18 protein-coding genes are annotated in these 17353 nt (G+C 38.7%); 5 read left to right on the top strand and 13 right to left on the bottom strand.

Features of this window, described 5'->3' with window-relative positions; translation table 11 throughout:
* Positions 1-10: 10 nt before the first annotated feature.
* The 12 genes from QM859_RS00455 to ybeY form a co-directional block, all read right to left on the bottom strand.
* Positions 11-967, bottom strand: coding sequence for a competence protein CoiA (locus tag QM859_RS00455; RefSeq protein WP_414261708.1), 957 nt, complete (start codon positions 965-967; stop codon positions 11-13).
* A 237-nt stretch (positions 968-1204) separates the two neighbouring features.
* On the bottom strand, positions 1205-2353 hold the full coding sequence (locus QM859_RS00450; RefSeq protein ID WP_414261707.1) for a PDDEXK family nuclease: 1149 nt from the start codon (positions 2351-2353) through the stop codon (positions 1205-1207).
* A gap of 188 nt (positions 2354-2541) precedes the next feature.
* Entirely contained in the window at positions 2542-3402 is an 861-nt protein-coding gene (tehB, locus tag QM859_RS00445; RefSeq protein WP_414261706.1) for an SAM-dependent methyltransferase TehB, read from the bottom strand.
* Positions 3403-3416: 14 nt separating this feature from the next.
* The gene (smpB, locus tag QM859_RS00440; protein WP_001051741.1) at positions 3417-3884 is read right to left on the bottom strand and encodes an SsrA-binding protein SmpB; all 468 of its coding nucleotides are present in this window, start codon (positions 3882-3884) and stop codon (positions 3417-3419) included.
* Entirely contained in the window at positions 3847-6189 is a 2343-nt protein-coding gene (gene rnr / locus QM859_RS00435; RefSeq protein ID WP_414261705.1) for a ribonuclease R, read from the bottom strand. The genes smpB and rnr overlap by 38 nt, the downstream gene beginning before the upstream one ends.
* A 93-nt stretch (positions 6190-6282) precedes the next feature.
* Positions 6283-6516, bottom strand: coding sequence for a preprotein translocase subunit SecG (gene secG, locus QM859_RS00430; protein WP_000282517.1), 234 nt, complete (start codon positions 6514-6516; stop codon positions 6283-6285).
* A gap of 39 nt (positions 6517-6555) precedes the next feature.
* Positions 6556-6705, bottom strand: a complete 150-nt coding sequence (gene rpmG / locus QM859_RS00425; RefSeq protein ID WP_007519517.1) for a 50S ribosomal protein L33 — start codon at positions 6703-6705, stop codon at positions 6556-6558.
* An 83-nt stretch (positions 6706-6788) separates the two neighbouring features.
* The gene (gene coaE / locus QM859_RS00420; protein WP_414261703.1) at positions 6789-7382 is read right to left on the bottom strand and encodes a dephospho-CoA kinase; all 594 of its coding nucleotides are present in this window, start codon (positions 7380-7382) and stop codon (positions 6789-6791) included.
* A complete protein-coding gene (gene mutM, locus QM859_RS00415) occupies positions 7382-8206 on the bottom strand; it encodes a DNA-formamidopyrimidine glycosylase (protein WP_414261701.1) in 825 nt (274 codons plus the stop codon). Before mutM ends, coaE begins: the two co-directional genes overlap by 1 nt.
* Positions 8207-8254: 48 nt before the next feature.
* Entirely contained in the window at positions 8255-9154 is a 900-nt protein-coding gene (gene era / locus QM859_RS00410; RefSeq protein WP_004252648.1) for a GTPase Era, read from the bottom strand.
* 17 nt (positions 9155-9171) lie between these two features.
* Entirely contained in the window at positions 9172-9567 is a 396-nt protein-coding gene (locus QM859_RS00405) for a diacylglycerol kinase family protein (RefSeq protein ID WP_004252647.1), read from the bottom strand.
* Positions 9548-10045 (bottom strand): rRNA maturation RNase YbeY, encoded by a 498-nt coding sequence (gene ybeY / locus QM859_RS00400; RefSeq protein ID WP_414261700.1) that lies wholly within the window; start codon positions 10043-10045, stop codon positions 9548-9550. Before ybeY ends, QM859_RS00405 begins: the two co-directional genes overlap by 20 nt.
* Before the next feature lie 104 nt (positions 10046-10149).
* On the opposite strand from ybeY, the gene QM859_RS00395 reads away from it, so the two are divergent.
* Together QM859_RS00395 and QM859_RS00390 are read left to right on the top strand one after the other, a co-directional pair.
* Positions 10150-11802: an Rqc2 family fibronectin-binding protein gene (locus QM859_RS00395; protein WP_414261699.1), complete on the top strand. Its 1653-nt coding sequence runs from the start codon at positions 10150-10152 to the stop codon at positions 11800-11802.
* 62 nt (positions 11803-11864) lie between these two features.
* Positions 11865-12725, top strand: a complete 861-nt coding sequence (locus tag QM859_RS00390) for a YitT family protein (RefSeq protein WP_414261698.1) — start codon at positions 11865-11867, stop codon at positions 12723-12725.
* 63 nt (positions 12726-12788) lie between these two features.
* Here the strand turns inward: QM859_RS00390 and nox are convergent, their stop codons facing one another.
* Entirely contained in the window at positions 12789-14168 is a 1380-nt protein-coding gene (gene nox / locus QM859_RS00385) for a H2O-forming NADH oxidase (protein ID WP_195184180.1), read from the bottom strand.
* A gap of 317 nt (positions 14169-14485) precedes the next feature.
* On the opposite strand from nox, the gene QM859_RS00380 reads away from it, so the two are divergent.
* The 3 genes from QM859_RS00380 to QM859_RS00370 are packed head-to-tail and all read left to right on the top strand — an operon-like array spanning position 14486 to position 17311.
* A complete protein-coding gene (locus QM859_RS00380) occupies positions 14486-15406 on the top strand; it encodes an FAD:protein FMN transferase (RefSeq protein ID WP_303405138.1) in 921 nt (306 codons plus the stop codon).
* Between the two features lie 34 nt (positions 15407-15440).
* Positions 15441-16046 (top strand): NADPH-dependent FMN reductase, encoded by a 606-nt coding sequence (locus QM859_RS00375; protein WP_004252640.1) that lies wholly within the window; start codon positions 15441-15443, stop codon positions 16044-16046.
* A 17-nt stretch (positions 16047-16063) separates the two neighbouring features.
* Positions 16064-17311 carry an NAD(P)H-dependent oxidoreductase gene (locus QM859_RS00370; protein WP_004252639.1) on the top strand — a complete coding sequence of 416 codons (1248 nt, stop codon included), beginning with the start codon at positions 16064-16066 and terminating at the stop codon, positions 17309-17311.
* The last annotated feature ends 42 nt before the right edge of the window (positions 17312-17353 follow it).

Below are 17353 nucleotides of genomic sequence, written 5' to 3'. Positions count from 1 at the left end.
TCCATCCTTTTTATTTTACCATATTTTTCAGGAAATAACGCTGATAAAAGACAGGTGGATAGAGCTTTTGTTGCTTATTTTGAGAATTTTTCTCATAATAAGCCTGAAAGTTTCGATAATAATCATGAATATCTTGTTTGATTTGGCAAAAATAACCTTTTTCTATCGGCCTTACTTGGGGATACCAGTCCTGTTTCTTCCGATTCAAAAGATTCTCTCCGCTCAAATAGGCTTGAGCTTGTTGCTTCATCCAATAGGGATTTTGATAATAAAGTTGTTTTTGAATGTAATGACAAATATTCTTGTCCTGTTCGACCGAAAAAGCAGTTAGCTCTTGCTGCTGGTAGGGACTACGTAAAATTTCTAGGAGATTTCCTTTGCCATAAGAAAATTCCTTGAGCTGATAATGGAGTTTCCCTTTTAAATCTTGGTGAAGGAGGTACTTGAGCCTCAAAACTTGTCTTTTATGGTCTAACTCCCAAAGATAAAATCCCATATTATGACTAAAATAAAGAAAATCTCTTTGAAGTTTAGTTAGTCGCTCTTTTAGCCAGAGCTTTTCTCCCAATAGCCAAAGAACTTGAATTCCCAAACTTCGATAACCATTACTTCTCTCCCGTAAAAGTTCGCAAGAAATAGGACTACACTGAACTTCCAGTGCTAATTGCTTATTGATAAAGATATCTGCGATTTGCTTAAGTTCAGGAATCGGATATTCCATTTCTACTTCAGCATCTTTCTTAGCCCAATTAAAAAGTGCCACCTTATTCTCTAAATGTTCTGGTCCTTCGTTCTCATGATAAAAATTACAACTTTTTAAACTTTCATGCGCAAAATGAGTTCTTACATTTTTTCCTTTTTTCAAGCGAACACTCGTTCCGCAAGCTGGACAATAATAAGCTTGTTTCTTTACTTCATTCTCTAACGCGTTGATTAAATGACCTTTTTTATCTCTAGCTAAAAACATATATCCCCCTTTTCTACATTATTCGAAAAGGATAAGAAAAGAGAGTGGGACAGAAATCAGTAATTTGTTAGAATTCGATTTCGTGGTCCCACCTCCGCACAGTTGAGTAGGGCTGTAAAAGCTGATGAAATCAGCGTAGTAGAGCCCACTCAACCACTGCGTCTTGCTCGACAATCCAAAGACAATTGAGAATCTAGAACTATTATCCCAGACTCTTCTTCACTATAACATCTAGTATCATTGACGTTTGTTCTTCATATATTTCCGTAACATGGGAATGAGATTCTGTATTTGATCCTGCTTTATCACCATTACACCATATTCCTGACAACGATGACTGTAAACAGGATTGATTTTTCCAGAGCAAACAATCATTTTCAAACAATTATCACCTGCAAAATGATTGGCATAAACTTCAAGTTCGTTAATAGCTTCAACTGCTAGATCAGTCATTTTACAAGAAATGAAAACTACAGAGTGACCTTTACGAAGAATAACATCAATCTCATTTTGAACATTGTCAGCCTCAGGGAAAATCCCATTCCAGTCAATTTCAGTACCAATCATACATTCATCAAAATACTCCGACTCAAGGACTAGTAAATAGATATACAATTCTAAAATATGCCCTTTAGTTCGACATAACAGATGTGCTTCTGGTGTTGGGAATGTATAAGTGACAGTATCTGTTGTTTCCTCTTCTACTTTCAATAAATTAGCTTTTGTGAACAAAGGAATCAAGCTACTGGGGTAAGAATAAATTTTTCCATTACTTCCCAAAACTTTTGCTGTTTCAGCGTGAAAATCATTTGTTTTTGCCAGTGCAAAGAATTGGGTAATCTGGTACCATTTTTCAGGATTTTCGATAGCATATTTGGCCAATTTTTTAATAGCTAGCACTTGCTTATTAGAATGCTGAGGCCTTCTTGATTTAAGGACTTTTCCACCACGTAAAGCTATCAATTGTTCAATGGATAAACTAGGAATCTCTAACTGTTTATCATAAATCTTATCCCTTTCCCAGGCATACTGCTTTCCTTGTTCAACATCCATAGCAATAATGGGAATACCTTTCTCCAAACCATACTGATATAGAACTATTGCTAATAGATTATCTCCACCAAAAACATCGATGGTCACTGTCTCAAAATCATTGATAAACACGTCTAATTCCTGGCAGATTTTTTCTAGGTGAAATTGTCGAAAATGTACTTGTTTTAAGTGTGGAACTTGTTCCATTAGAAAATGCTTCAAGGATAGTTTATCTTCCTCAGCAATTTTACTTGTAGAAAGGTATAAAATCTCATCACAATCACTGACAAAAGCTTGGTAGACATTCTTCTCAATGGTATGACGGTCGTATAGTTCAATTAAAAGGCTAGTCATCTTAAGACCTCCTAGGCAAAAAGTCTGAAAGAATAGTGGTCGATCAGAATCGTTTTAAAACTATCACAATTCTGTTTAATTTCATCGACTTCTCCTACTTCTAGTATAGCATAAATTGAGATTTTCCTTTCTTATTAGGGTAACAAATAAGGAATAGAAAACGACTGCTCTCTATCCCTTTTATTCATTTATTTTACTTTTTTAGCCAACATTGTTGAAAAACGTAGTTGGATACGATTTCCGTTTTCATCACGACGGTGGAGATAGCCAGGATTTTCATTGTACTTGATTAATTCCCAGTCCTTGTAGTAATTTGCCAACTCACCCTCTTTGAAGGTAAAGGGGAAATTAACAGAACATGGATAATCCTCCGTGTCCATGGCACAAACGATAAGATTATAACCACCGACTGTGGTATGCTCCTGCATGTTTTTGATAATTGCAGGAATGCGATCTGCTTGTAAAAACATGAGAACAACCGTTGATACGATAAAATCGTAAGTTTGTCCAATGCTAGCTGAATTGATATCGTAGATACCGACAGGCATTTCTAAGTCTTCTTGCTCCACAATGCTTTGCAAGATTTCAAGAGATAGCTTATTTTGATCTACAGCTGTGACATCAAAGCCATGTTGAGCTAGAAAGAGTGCATTTCTTCCTTGACCACATCCTAGGTCTAGTGCCTTACATGGTTTTACTGTATCCATAGCTTCTAAAACTTCCGAATGGACTGGATTGCTATTGTATTTCTTGGGGAAATAATCCTCTGCTTTACAATAGAATTCTAAGTACCATTCCACATCATCTGTAGCAGCTTCTACACGGTGCCAGGCTTGGGGCTGAGCCATGGGATTATCAGCACCTGCTTCAAAGAGATGCTCAGCTAAAATTTCTCCCTCTTCAGTCAACTCAATAAACTTAAGAGTCCCTTTTAATACGGTAATCTTTCCCCAAGTTCCGACCTTAGTATTGTGTTTTCTTTGAACAGCCTCTGGCATGGTGTCTTTATTCCAGACAGGCATGCGTTTGTAGGCAACTAGTTTTTCCATATTCTTCACTCTTTCTATCGGTGGTTAACAGCTTTCATAACACGCGCAATATCACGATCTTGCTCGCGGCGTTTGATAGACTCACGTTTATCGTAATCATGTTTCCCTTTTGCAAGTCCTAAAAGTAACTTGGCATAGCCATCTTTGATATAAACTTTAAGAGGAACCAAGGTCATCCCTGTCCCTTTGGTTTCTTGCTCCAATTTCTGGATTTGTTTTTTATGAAGGAGAAGTTTACGACGACGTTCGGGCTCCTGATTCCAGATATTGCCCTCTTCATAAGGAGCGATATGGACATTACTCAGCCAAACTTCCCCATTCTTAACCTGGGCAAACCCATCTTTCAGATTGATGCGGGCTGCTCGAACACTCTTGATCTCAGTTCCTGTCAGGACCATTCCTGCTTCTAGCGTATCTACGATTGTATAGTCGTGGTGCGCCTTTTTATTTTGCGCGACGACCTTTCCCTCGCCCTTTGCCATGCTTGGCTCCTTTCTTTGCTACTTCTTTGTAAAAAGGTTTCTTGCTTTTTTTCTTTTTGTCTTTTGGAGAATGCTTGCGCTTATCACCTAAGCGACCAGATTTTCTCTTGTCTTCTTTCTTATCTGAACGACGCCCTCTATCCTTACGACCAGAGCCTTTCAAACCTTTTTCAATCACATCAAATTCACTTGGAATAAAGGAGAAATCAATCTCGCCAGTCATCTTATCCGCTCTTTCGACACGAATACGGATCTGCTGCCCAACTCGGAAAGTAATTCCTGATTTCTCCCCACGAAGGGTTAAATCACGTTCGTTAAAATGATAAAACTCAGGCAGATTAGTGATGTGAATTAAGCCTTCGACTGTATTTGGCAACTCAACAAAAAGACCAAATTTGACGATACTTGAAACAACTGCATCATACTCTTCACCAACGTACTCTTCCATGTACTCAGCTTTTTTCATAGCTTCGACTTCACGCTCTGCCTCGATAGCACGGCGCTCACGGATGGAAGACTGGGTGGCAATCTCAGGAATGACCTGTTCAAAATGATCTGCTACATCCTTAGAACGTCCATAGTCACGAATCATACGATGAACAAGAAGGTCAGGATAACGACGGATTGGGCTGGTAAAGTGAGTGTAGTAGCCTGCAGCTAATCCATAGTGACCGTGATTATGCTCAGAATAACGAGCCTGCTGCATCGAACGCAGAAGCATCATAGACAATACATCCGCATATGGCTCTCCCTCAACAGTACTCATGATATCTTGGAGGGCTTCCTGACTTATCTCACTGGCTGTTCCATAGATACGCAATCCAAAACTTGAAGCATAATCAATAAACTTCTGAATTTTCTCAGCTTTAGGTTCCTCATGGATACGATAGATAAAAGGTAGGTCCAGCTTGCTAAAGTGCTCGGCAACTGTTTCGTTAGCAATCAACATAAAGGACTCAATCATACGTTCAGCAACACCACGATGACGAAGGACAATATCAACTGGCTTGCCTTTTTTATCAACCAAAATTTTAGCTTCATTGGTATCAAAATTTAAAGCTCCACGCTTGATTCGCATACTTTCCAAAGTCTCATGGAGCTTGGCCATAAGTTCGATACTAGGTACAATTTTCTTATAGTCTTGTCTCTTCTCCTCGTCACCAGATAAAATGTCATTGACATCACTATAAGTCATACGGTAACTTGTCTTGATAACAGTCTGAGTAATCGTATAATTACGAACACGACCATTTTTATCAATTTCCATAATAGCAGACTGGGTCAAGCGGTCCACTTGAGGGTTAAGGGAACAGATACCGTTTGACAGACGTTCTGGAAGCATTGGAACCACTCGGTCTGTTACATAAACAGAGGTCGCACGATTGAGAGCTTCCTTATCAAGGGCAGATCCCTCTGTTACGTAGTAAGAAACATCTGCGATGTGAACACCTAGTTCAATATTGCCATTCTTCAGTGGTTTGATATGAACAGCATCATCCAAGTCCTTGGCATCAGCTCCATCAATCGTAAAGGTAATTTCATCTCTTAAGTCCAGACGACCTTCCAGATCCTTCTCAGATGGTGCATCCGGAACACTCTCCGCTTCTTTAAGAACAGCCTCTGGAAACTCAGATACAATGTCCATTGACTCCAAGACCTCGAGGACATCAATCCCTGCATCTGTAGAATGTCCAACCACATCTAGGACACTAGCTACAAAGAAGTCGTGTTTCTTACTTGGGTACTTGTCGATAAAGACCTTGAGAACTTCTGTACCGTCTAACTGAATAGCTGGCTTCTTAACGTAGATTGGTTGACTAATCTTTTGATTTTTTGAACGGATGTAACCTGCATACTTGGGTTTTTCCTCATCAAGAACGATTTGACCAACAACCGTCGTCAAACTGTGTTCTAAAATATCGATAATCTTTGCTTCAGCTGCTGTTCCTTTTTGACGATCTGCAACCTTTTTGATTACAATCTCAACAGTATCACCATCAATGGCATAGTTAACATCATTTTTTCCTACAAAAAGGTCATCTTCTTCCCCCTCTAGGCTAACGAAACCAAAGCAATTTTTATGGGCATGAAAAGTCCCTTTAAGAGTAATCTCGTGTTTCTTCTTTTGATCCAAGGTGAGACTACCATCTTCTTCAAAGCGAATTTGGTGCTTTCTCTCCATAAGGGACAAGGTTTTAATGAGCTCTCGAAAGTCCTTGGAACCATCCTTTCCAAGAGCTTGAGCCAAGTCATTTACAGTGACTCGTCCCTTTTCTTTTAAATATTCTTTTATTCTATCTTTCATGTTTTCCTTCTAGATTATTAAATTTTTTTGGTGTAAAACTTATTTCTTTCAAAAATAAAAATAGGCAAAGACCTAGTCTCGCCCATTATTTTCTTATCTACTTGATAATACCGTCAATGCTAAGGCAATGGCTAGCCAGAAAAAGACTAAGATTCCTGTCAAACGTTGCATTACGGCTTCAAAACCACGCGCTTTGCTACGTTCAAACAAATCACCTGAGCTGGCATCAAATACATTGCTAGATTGATTTTTAGTTGGTTGCATAAAAATTGCAATCACAATCACAACAGATAATACTAATAAAATGGTTAATAATAGGTTATACATATCAAACTCCTTAAAATCCCTATTATTCTACCATAATTTCTACTTAGATTCAAGATGTAGAGTCACTTTTCTTTCTTTGGGACAATACTTTAAGACTTCAATCTTATCTGGATGTGTTTTGGAGTTCTTACTGGTTAGATAATTCATGCTGCCACAAGAGGAGCATTTTAGATTAATTTTTACACGCACTAGATTTTTTGTATTTGATACTATTTCAATCTAAGATGATTTGAACAAACAATACCAAAATTCTCCTTCCTAACAATGTTAATTTATAGACACATTTCTTCAAGCAACTGAACTACTTGAGCTATCAACTGTTCCTGATTTCCATTATTGTCTAGACTGTGACTAGCAAGACTAATTTTTCTTTCTAAAGGCCATTGAGAGTTTAAACGGGATTCAGCTGCTTCTCTTGAAATTTGGTCCCGTTTCATTAATCGCTCCAATTGAACATCACGATTTACATAGACTAACCAAGTTTCATCGAACCATGAAGCATAGTCCTGTTCAAAAAGTAGGGGGATATCCATGAAAAAGAGAGCTTCTGTCTGAGCAAACTGATTTCGTAATGCAGCTAACTCCTCACGAATAATCTCACCTTGGGTTCTCTTAGACCATTCTTGCTCTTCAGGATTTGAAAAAATAAGGCTAGCAAGCAAGGAGCGATTCAGTTCACCATTTTCAAGAAGGACCTTCTCCCCAAAATGCTCCACTAAAACCTGAAATAATCGTCCACCAGGTTTTTGTAGTTGGTGGACGACTGCATCTGCATCTACAACTTGAAACCCTTTTTGTCTTAAAAATTCTGTGACAGTGGACTTACCTGACGCAATACCACCGGTGATTCCGATTATTTTTCCCATCACTTTCTCCTTTGACACTTAGGACAAAAGTGGGTTCCACGACCACCTAATTGAATTTTTTCGATGATGGTTTCACAACGCGAACAAGCTTGACCTGCCTTGTCGTATACTTGATGGAATTCCTGCATGGTGCCATCTTCTCCAAATGCATTGGTATAAGTGCGAATTGTTGAACCACCCTTTTCAACCGCCTGACCTAAAACATTGATCGTTTCATCATGGACTTTTCTAGCCTCTTGTGCTGTTAAACTTTGAGAAATCCTAGCTGGATGGACTTTCGCCCTCCAAAGTACTTCGTCCACATAGATATTACCTAATCCTGCAACCAAAGTCTGGTCGAGAAGATGCGATTTGATTGGTTTTTTAGATTTTTTCAAGGCTAGTTTAAAACTCCCTAAATCAAAATCCTTCTCAGTGGGTTCCGGACCAAGTTTTTTTGAAATAAAGTAAGCTTCTAAAAGCTCAGGAGCAAGCAACTCCATAGTTCCGAACTTACGAACATCCTCGTACACCAAAGTACCACCATTCTCAAAATCAATCAACACATGAGCGTGTTTACGTTCTGGAACTTGGTCTGGGTAATAAAAATACTTGCCTTCCATTCTCAAATGAGAGATTAGAACTTTGTCGGATAAATAGAAAAGTAAATACTTGCCACGACGTCCCATTGATTGAATGACTTGACCAGGCATTTCCTTCTGAAATTCCTGCAAATCAGTTTTAATCATCTTGGGGTAACGAATGTCAATGTTTGAAATTTTTTTCCCTAGGATCAATTTTTCCAGACCACGTCGGACAGTCTCAACTTCTGGTAATTCAGGCATAGCTCCTCCTTCTCTAAAAACAAGAAGCAGGCTACTGCCCACCTCTTCTTAATATTCTTTTTCGTTGTAACCAAAATCAGCAAGATCTAATTTCTTATCGCGCCAATTTTTCTTAACCTTGACCCATGTTTCTAGGAAGACCTTGTCTCCTAGCATGAGTTCGATATCTTTACGAGCCATGGTACCAATTTTCTTGAGCATAGCACCACCTTTACCGATGATAATCCCTTTTTGGCTATCACGCTCGACCATAATGGTTGCTCGAATATGAACTTTATCGGTTTCCTCATCTCGTTTCATAGAATCAACCACTACTGCAACTGAGTGTGGAATTTCCTCACGCGTTAAGTGTAAAACTTTTTCACGAATCATCTCTGATACTAGGAAACGCTCTGGGTGATCTGTGATTTGATCTGACGGGAAATATTGGAAACCTTCTTCTAAGTTTTCGCTCAAAATATCGATCAAACGCGAAACATTATTTCCTTGTAGAGCTGAAATCGGTACAATTTCCTTAAAGTCCATCTGATTACGGAAGTCATCGATCTGAGCCAAAAGTTGGTCTGGGTGCACCTTGTCAATCTTGTTTACCACGAGAATCACAGGAACCTTAGCAGCCTTGAGTCGTTCGATAATCATATCGTCACCCTTCCCACGTGGTTCATCAGCAGGAACCATAAAGAGAACGGTATCGACTTCACGAAGAGTGCTATAGGCTGACTCTACCATGAAATCTCCAAGAGCTGTCTTAGGTTTGTGAATTCCCGGCGTATCGATAAAGACAATCTGTTCCTTATCGGTCGTGTAGATTCCCATAATCTTGTTGCGCGTTGTCTGCGCCTTGTCACTCATGATGGCAATTTTTTGCCCCATGACATGATTCAAAAAAGTTGACTTCCCAACATTGGGACGTCCTAAAATGGCTACAAAGCCTGATTTAAATGTCATAGTTACCTCTATAATGTTTAAAATAGCAAATCCCAAATCCTAGGGATGAAAATGATAAGTCCAGTCACTGCAGCAAATAAAGACACAACAAGAACTGCACCTGCAGCCATGTCTTTAGCCTTCTTTGCAAGCATATCGAAGTGATAATGGCTAGCCAAATCCACTACATTTTCAATAGCAGAATTTAAAATCTCAAAAGCAATTACTAAAAAAATGCTTAATAGGAGAAAGAGCCATTCAATTCTGGAAACTTGAAAAACAATGCCTGCAAGTAGAACTAAGAGAGAAGTCACTGCATGCTTTCTCATATTACGCTCTTCTTTTATGGCAGTAAAAATACCTGTCAGGGCAAAATCTAAACTTGAGAGCAAGTCGCGATTCTTCCATTTTCGTTTATTGTCTTGTGAGTCCATAGGCTGTTAAAATTTCTTCTTGTAAACCGAACATCTCCGCTTCTTCTTCCGGAGTGTAGTGATCATAACCGTTTATGTGTAAAAAACCGTGCACAGCTAAGAAGCCCATTTCACGTTCGAAACTATGACCGTATTCTTCAGCTTGCTCATGCGCTTTATCAATTGAAATGAATAGCTCACCAATATAAGAATCAAATTCTGACATCATTTCTGCTAAATCAGGATCTTCTGCCAAATCCTCTTCGTCAAAGGTAATCTCTAATTCAGGTTTGTATTCAAGACTAATAACGTCTGTTGGACGGTCAGTATCACGAAACTCTAAATTGAGTTCATGACTGCGTTCATTGGACACAAAAGTGACTGCCATCTCCTTGTCTTCTTTTCCAATTTTTTTAGCAGCAAATTCCAAAATTTCTTGTGTTTGCTTTAAAATTTCTTCAGAAACCTGACCAGTTTCATCTACCATTTCAATATACATGTGCTTCTCGATTCTCTTTACTTGGCTTTATTATACCATATTTCTATGATTTTATTCTACCTTTTTGATATAATACTATGGAATACATTCATAAGGAGAGAACCATGTCATTTGATGGATTTTTTTTACACCACATGGTTGAGGAATTGCGAGCTGAACTACTAAACGGTCGCATTCAAAAAATTAATCAACCCTTTGATCAAGAATTGGTCTTACAAATCCGTAGCAATCGCCAAAGTCATCGTCTGCTCCTTTCTGCTCATCCTGTTTTTGGGCGCATCCAGTTGACAGAAACGACCTTTGAAAACCCAGCTCAACCTTCTACCTTTATCATGGTTTTAAGGAAATATTTACAGGGTGCTGTTATCGAGTCAATCGAGCAGATTGAAAACGATCGAATCGTTGAAATCACTGTTTCTAACAAGAATGAGATTGGGGACGATATTCAAGCCAACCTCATCATTGAGATTATGGGTAAACATAGTAATATCTTCCTTGTAGATAAGTATAGCAACAAAGTTCTTGAAGTTATCAAGCACATTGGTTTCTCTCAAAATAGTTACCGTACACTCCTACCTGGTGCAACTTACATAGCCCCACCAAGTACAGAGGCCCTCAATCCTTTTACCATTAAGGATGAAAAACTTTTTGAAATCCTACAAACACAGGAATTGACAGCTAAAAACCTTCAAAGCCTCTTTCAAGGTTTAGGCCGTGATACGGCAATTGAATTAGAGAAATTATTAACTGATAATAGGCTTTCCAATTTTCGTGACTTTTTTAAGCAAGAAACCAAGCCTTGCTTAACTGATAAATCTTTTTCTTGTGTCCCTTTTTCAACTAAAATTGAAGGACATTTTTCAAGCTTATCTCAACTTCTTGATGTTTTTTACAAAGACAAGGCTGAACGCGACCGTGTCAAACAACAGGCTAGTGAACTCATTCGTCGTGTTGAAAATGAACTACAAAAAAATCGGCAAAAACTGAAGAAACAAGAAAAAGAACTTCAAGCTACCGAAAATGCTGAAGAATTCCGTCAAAAAGGCGAGTTACTAACGACTTTCCTTCATCAAGTTCCAAACGACCAAGACCAAGTAATCTTGGATAACTACTACACCAATCAACCTATCACAATTTCTCTCGATAAAGCTTTAACACCAAACCAAAATGCTCAAAAATACTTCAAACGTTATCAGAAGTTAAAAGAGGCTGTCAAATATCTGACTGATCTAATTGAAGAAACCAAGGCTACCATTCTTTATCTGGAAAGCGTCGAAACAGTCCTCAACCAAGCTGGACTAGATGAAATTGCTGAAATTCGTGAAGAATTAATTCAAACAGGCTTTATTAGAAGACGCCAACGCGAGAAAATTCAAAAACGTAAAAAGCCAGAAAAATATCTAGCTAGCGATGGTAAAACCATTATTCTCGTTGGACGAAACAATCTTCAAAACGAAGAGTTGACCTTTAAAATAGCACGCAAAGAGGAACTTTGGTTCCATGCTAAGGATATCCCAGGAAGCCACGTGGTCATCTCAGGAAATCTGAATCCTTCTGACGAAGTCAAGACGGATGCTGCAGAACTAGCTGCCTACTATTCGAAAGGACGCCTTTCCAATCTCGTTCAAGTTGATATGATTGAGGTTAAAAAGCTTAATAAACCAACTGGTGGGAAACCTGGATTTGTGACTTATACAGGTCAAAAAACGCTTCGTGTCACACCTGATTCTGAGAAAATTGAATCTATGAAGTTGTAATATCAGTCTTATTTTAAAAATATTATTACTTCACTTTTACACAAAAATAGGAGGGGAGCTCAATGCTACGGCATATTAAACCAACTATAACTATTATATTCGGAGCTGCTATCTTCGCCTTCGGACTTACTTATTTTGTTGTTCCACATCACTTGTTCGAAGGTGGAGCAACAGGGATAACCTTGATTACCTACTATCTCTTTAATATCCCTATTTCGCTGATGAATATCTTGATTAATATCCCTCTCTTCCTACTAGCTTGGAAAATATTTGGACTAAGATCACTGTATTCCAGTCTACTTGGAACCATTGCCGTCTCCGTCTGGTTAGCTATCTTTGAGAAGATTCCTCTTCAGTTTAACCTTGAAGGAGATCTCGTTGTGGTTGCTCTAGTAGCTGGTGTCCTCCTAGGTGTTGGACTCGGTGTTATTTTCAACGCGGGTGGAACAACTGGTGGTACTGATATCGTCGCTCGTATCCTTAATAAATACACCAATATCTCTGTTGGAAAATTACTTTTTGGACTTGATTTTCTGATTCTGATGCTGATTTTAATCATCTTCCAAGACCTACGTCTTGTAACCTATACTCTCTTATTTGACTTCATCGTTTCAAGAGTTATTGACTTAATCGGTGAGGGTGGATATGCTGGAAAAGGATTTATGATTATCACTCAAAAACCGATGGAATTAGCCGAGAAAATTAACGAAGAACTCGGTCGTGGCGTTACCTTTATCTCAGGACAAGGCTACTATAGCAAAAAGGACTTAAAGATTATTTACTGTATTGTCGCAAGAAATGAAATTGTCAAGATGAAAGAAATGATTCATACAGTTGATCCAATGGCCTTTATCACTATCACGGAAGCTCACGAAATCCTTGGAGAAGGGTTTACTTTCCCAGCAAGAGACGAGGTTTCTTAACCTAAAAATAAAAAAAAGTAACTTCAACTATTGAAGTTACTTTTTTTATTGTCATATCATCAATTATTTTTCAGCTGTAAGAGCAGCCATTGTGATGTAGTTGTATGGTTTGTTGAAGTGTGGCAAGAAGAATAGGTCAGTCAATGCCAACTTGTCGATTGTTACATGTTCTTGGATAGCAAGTGAGAACATGTGGATAGCCATAGAGATTGCAGAATCACGAGATACCATTTGAGCACCAAGGATTTCACGGCTGTCTTTATCAAAGACAATCTTGATAGCTACTTCATGGTTGTCATGTTTCATGAATTCTGGTTTTTGAAGGTCGTTAAATCCAGTTTCAGTAGCATTGTAACCAGCTGCTTTAGCTTTTTCAAGTGTCAAACCAGTTGAAACCATGTGAAGACCATAGATTGAGATACCGTTTGATCCTTGAACACCAATTCCTTCAAGCTCATGTCCACATGCATTGTAAGCACCTACAATACCAGTACGAACAGCGTTTGATGCAAGGGCAATGTAGCTAGTGTCTTTACGAGCGTTGTCATAAACAGTCGCACAGTCACCAACAGCGTATACACCTGGGATTGAAGTTTCTTGTTTCTTGTCTACAAGGAAAGCACCGTTACGGAAGAGTTCGATCTTACCGTCAGCAAGAGCTGTGTTTGGACGGAAACCAACTGCAAGAACAACCATATCCACATCAAATGTTTCTTTATCAGTGATCAAGCGTTCAACTTTTCCTTCGCCTTCGATAGCTTTAACTGTTTGACCAAGTGCCAAACGGATGTTGTGGTCTTCCAAGTTTTTAGCCATCATTTGTGTGAAGTCTTTGTCATAGTATCCGTTCAATACTGTGTCAACGATATCAACAAGGACAACTTCTTTTCCAAGACGTTCAAAAGCTTCTGCAAGCTCAACACCGATGTAACCACCACCTACAACAGCGATGCGCTCAAGGTGTTTGCTCTTATCAGCAAGTTTGTTGATAACTTCTTCAGCATTTTGGTACAATTTAACGAATTGTACGTTTTCAAGAGTTGCTTTGAACTCACGGTTACCTTTAACAATTTCAACACCTTCGATTGGTGGCAAGATTGGAGTTGAACCAGTAGCGAAGATCAATTTATCATAAGATTCTTTGTGTTCTTTACCGTCAACTTCTGCAGTAACAACTTTGTTGTCGTAGTCGATTGAAAGAACTGGTGAGTTCATATAAACTTTAGCACCTTTTGCTTCCAATTTTTCTTTGTCAGAGTAGAACAAACCTTCAGGTCCGTCAATTTGTTCACCGATCCAAAGTGCCATTCCGCATCCAAGGAATGAAATGTTTGAGTTTTGGTCAAATACGACGATTTCGTTTTCGTTTCCAAAGTTGTCCAACATAGTGTTGATACATGCAGTTCCAGCGTGGTTAGCACCCACGACTACGATTTTACTCATAAGATAAATCCTACCTTTATTTTTTTATTTACCTTTCAAGTATACCATTATCTGTGAACGTTTTCAAGACTTTTGACCAGTTTGGTGTCATTTAAGAAAGTTTTTGAAAGATATATCAATTTTTTTCAAAGAGTCCTCATTGATTTGGAGCTGTTTTTAATTTTTTAAGCATATTTCTTGACTTTTTGTAAAAAATGATTTGTGAAAACGCTGACTTTATGATATTCTATTTATATGGAAATAAATTATAAATTTTAAATTTCTTATTAATTCAAGATTTGTAGCTATTTTCCAGTGATTTGAAGGGAGTTGATTCTTTGCCTCTTAGTTCATCATCTGAGCGATTAATGGGAACTACGATTACTATTTCCTTAGTACATGAACAAGCCGATAATCTTCTCCGTCAAGCTTTTGATTTGCTCAAGGAACTTGAATTCCGCTTCAATGCTAACAGTACTGAATCTGAATTAATGGAAATTAACTATCAGGCAGGTATTGCCCCAGTTAAAGTCCACCCTGATTTGTTTGAGTTGATTTCATTAGGTCTAGAACACAGTCTAGCGCCTAAAAGTCATCTCAATATTAGTATAGGGCCTTTGGTTCAAACCTGGCGTATCGGTTTTTCCGATGCAAAGGTTGCAAGCCCTGAAGAAATTGCTTCAGCCTTACCACTAATAGACCCTCATTTTATTAAACTCGATTCAGTCAATTCTACGGTTTTCCTAGAAAAAAAGGGAATGAAAATTGACTTAGGGTGTTTAGCAAAGGGATACAGTGCAGATAAGGTTGCAGCTTTCTTGAAAGAAAACGGCGTCACTTCTGCTCTTATCAATCTTGGAGGAAACATCCTCACAATTGGGAACAATCAATCAAAAGATGGACGTCCGTGGCAAATCGGCATTCAAGATCCAAATAATCCACGCGGTAATCACCTGATAACCTTGTCTATTACTGGAAAATCAGTGGTTACATCTGGGATTTATGAACGGCATCTTGCAATCAATGGCAAGGATTATCATCACATTTTCGATAGTGAAACAGGCTATCCTATTGAAACGGATTTAGCTAGTTTAACCATAATATCTGACCGCTCTGTTGACGGCGAGATATGGACCACACGATTATTTGGAGAACGCAGCGCCTCTATTATGTGGCAAGTCGAAAATATTGATGGTATCGAAGCTATCCTCATTGACAAAGATGGACGCTTAGCTTGTTCATCTGGTATCCAACGATAAATCATTAATAATGCAAAAAGAGAAAGGAAAGCCCATGCTTAAACTTATTGCTATTGTAGGAACTAACTCAAAACGTTCCACAAACCGCCAACTGCTTCAATACATGCAGAAACACTTTGCTGATAAAGCAGAAATCGAATTGGTAGAAATTAAAGATCTACCTGTATTTAACAAACCAGCTGACAAACAAATCCCAGCTGAAGCTACGGAAATCGCTGCTAAAATCGAAGCTGCTGATGGAGTTATTATCGGTACTCCAGAATACGACCACTCAATCCCAGCTGTTCTTATGAGCGCTCTTGCTTGGATTTCATATGGTGTATTCCCGCTTTTGAACAAACCTGTCATGATTACAGGTGCTTCATATGGTACACTCGGTTCATCACGTGCTCAATTGCAACTTCGTCAAATTCTTAATGCTCCTGAAATCAAAGCAAATGTTCTCCCAGATGAATTCTTGCTTTCACATTCTCTTCAAGCATTTGATCAAAATGGTGACTTGGTAGATCTTGATGTCATCAAGAAATTGGATGCCATCTTTGATGACTTCCGTATCTTTGTTAAAGTTACTGAGAAATTGCGTAACGCACAAGAGCTTCTTCGCAAAGATGCTGAAGATTTTGATTGGGAAAATTTGTAAGATAGGAGATCGAAAGAATGAAATTTGTTGGACTTGTTGGATCAAACTACGATCAATCATATAACCGCAAACTCTTGGAGTTCATCCGCCGTCAGTTTAAATTTAAATTTGAACTAGAAGTTTTGGAAATCGATGAAGTTCCAATGTTTAACCAAGACGAAAAATGGGACGAGAGCTTCCAGTTGCGCCTTCTTTACAACAAAATTACTCGAGCTGATGGTGTGATTATTGCTACTCCAGAGCACAACCACACTATTTCTGCTTCACTTAAGTCAGTCCTTGAATGGCTTTCATACGAAGTTCATCCATTTGAAAACAAACCAGTTATGATTGTGGGTGCTTCATACTACGATCAAGGAACTTCACGTGCTCAAGTTCACCTTCGTAAAATTCTTGATGCACCAGGAGTAAATGCCTACACATTACCAGGTAATGAGTTCCTTCTTGGAAAAGCCAAAGAAGCTTTTGATGCAAAAGGAAATATTATTAACGAAGGAACTGTTAAATTCCTTGAAACTTGCTTAGATAACTTTGTCAAATACGTAGGAGTCGTATCTAATTTGAAAAAACCAAAACCAATTGAACCAGAAGACTTGGATTGTGGAAAACCAATTGCCACAACTATTACAGAAGTTGACCCTGATGATCCAGAATGGGTAGAAAAAGTTGCAGAAATCACAGGAGCTGTTTCAGGTGATACATACGTTAAACTTGACCATGGTATCCTTACAGTTAACCAAATCGATATGTTCTTGAAAGCTATGCCTTTTGAATTGACATATGCTGATGACAACAACCAATTCCTATACTACAACAACGCTCACCAAGATCCAGAAACAATGTTTGCGAAACGTGTACCACCTCAATCTGGTAGCCGTATGTCAACAGTTCACGGATCACTTCCACCTGCACGTATGAAAAACGTTGAGTGGGTTATTGGTACGCTTCGCAATGGCAACCAAGAATACGTACGTACAATTGTTCCTGGTTCACCTGCAGGTGTTATCAATACTCACAACTACCAAGCTATGTACTATCCTGATGGATCATATGCTGGTATCAATGAAATTGTCTTTAACTTCCAACCATGGCTTGACTGGTACTTGAAAGAAACTGGTCAACGTTTGGTAGGCGGTAGCGGACCTTTTGCTCCTGCTGCTGGAGGTCACGGAGATGCCGATGCTACTTCTGGTGCATCTGACGCTGGAGGACATGGTGATGGTGGCCACGGAGCTGCTGATGCTACTTCTGGTGCAAGTAACTAATAACTAACAAAAAGGAACCCAAAATGGTTCCTTTTTTATAAT

The organism is Streptococcus infantis (genome assembly GCF_047463175.1).
GTDB classification, from domain to species: Bacteria; Bacillota; Bacilli; order Lactobacillales; family Streptococcaceae; genus Streptococcus; species Streptococcus infantis_AC.
Note: the sequence above shows the minus strand (reverse complement) of the source record. Positions and strands in the feature narration are given on the sequence as shown.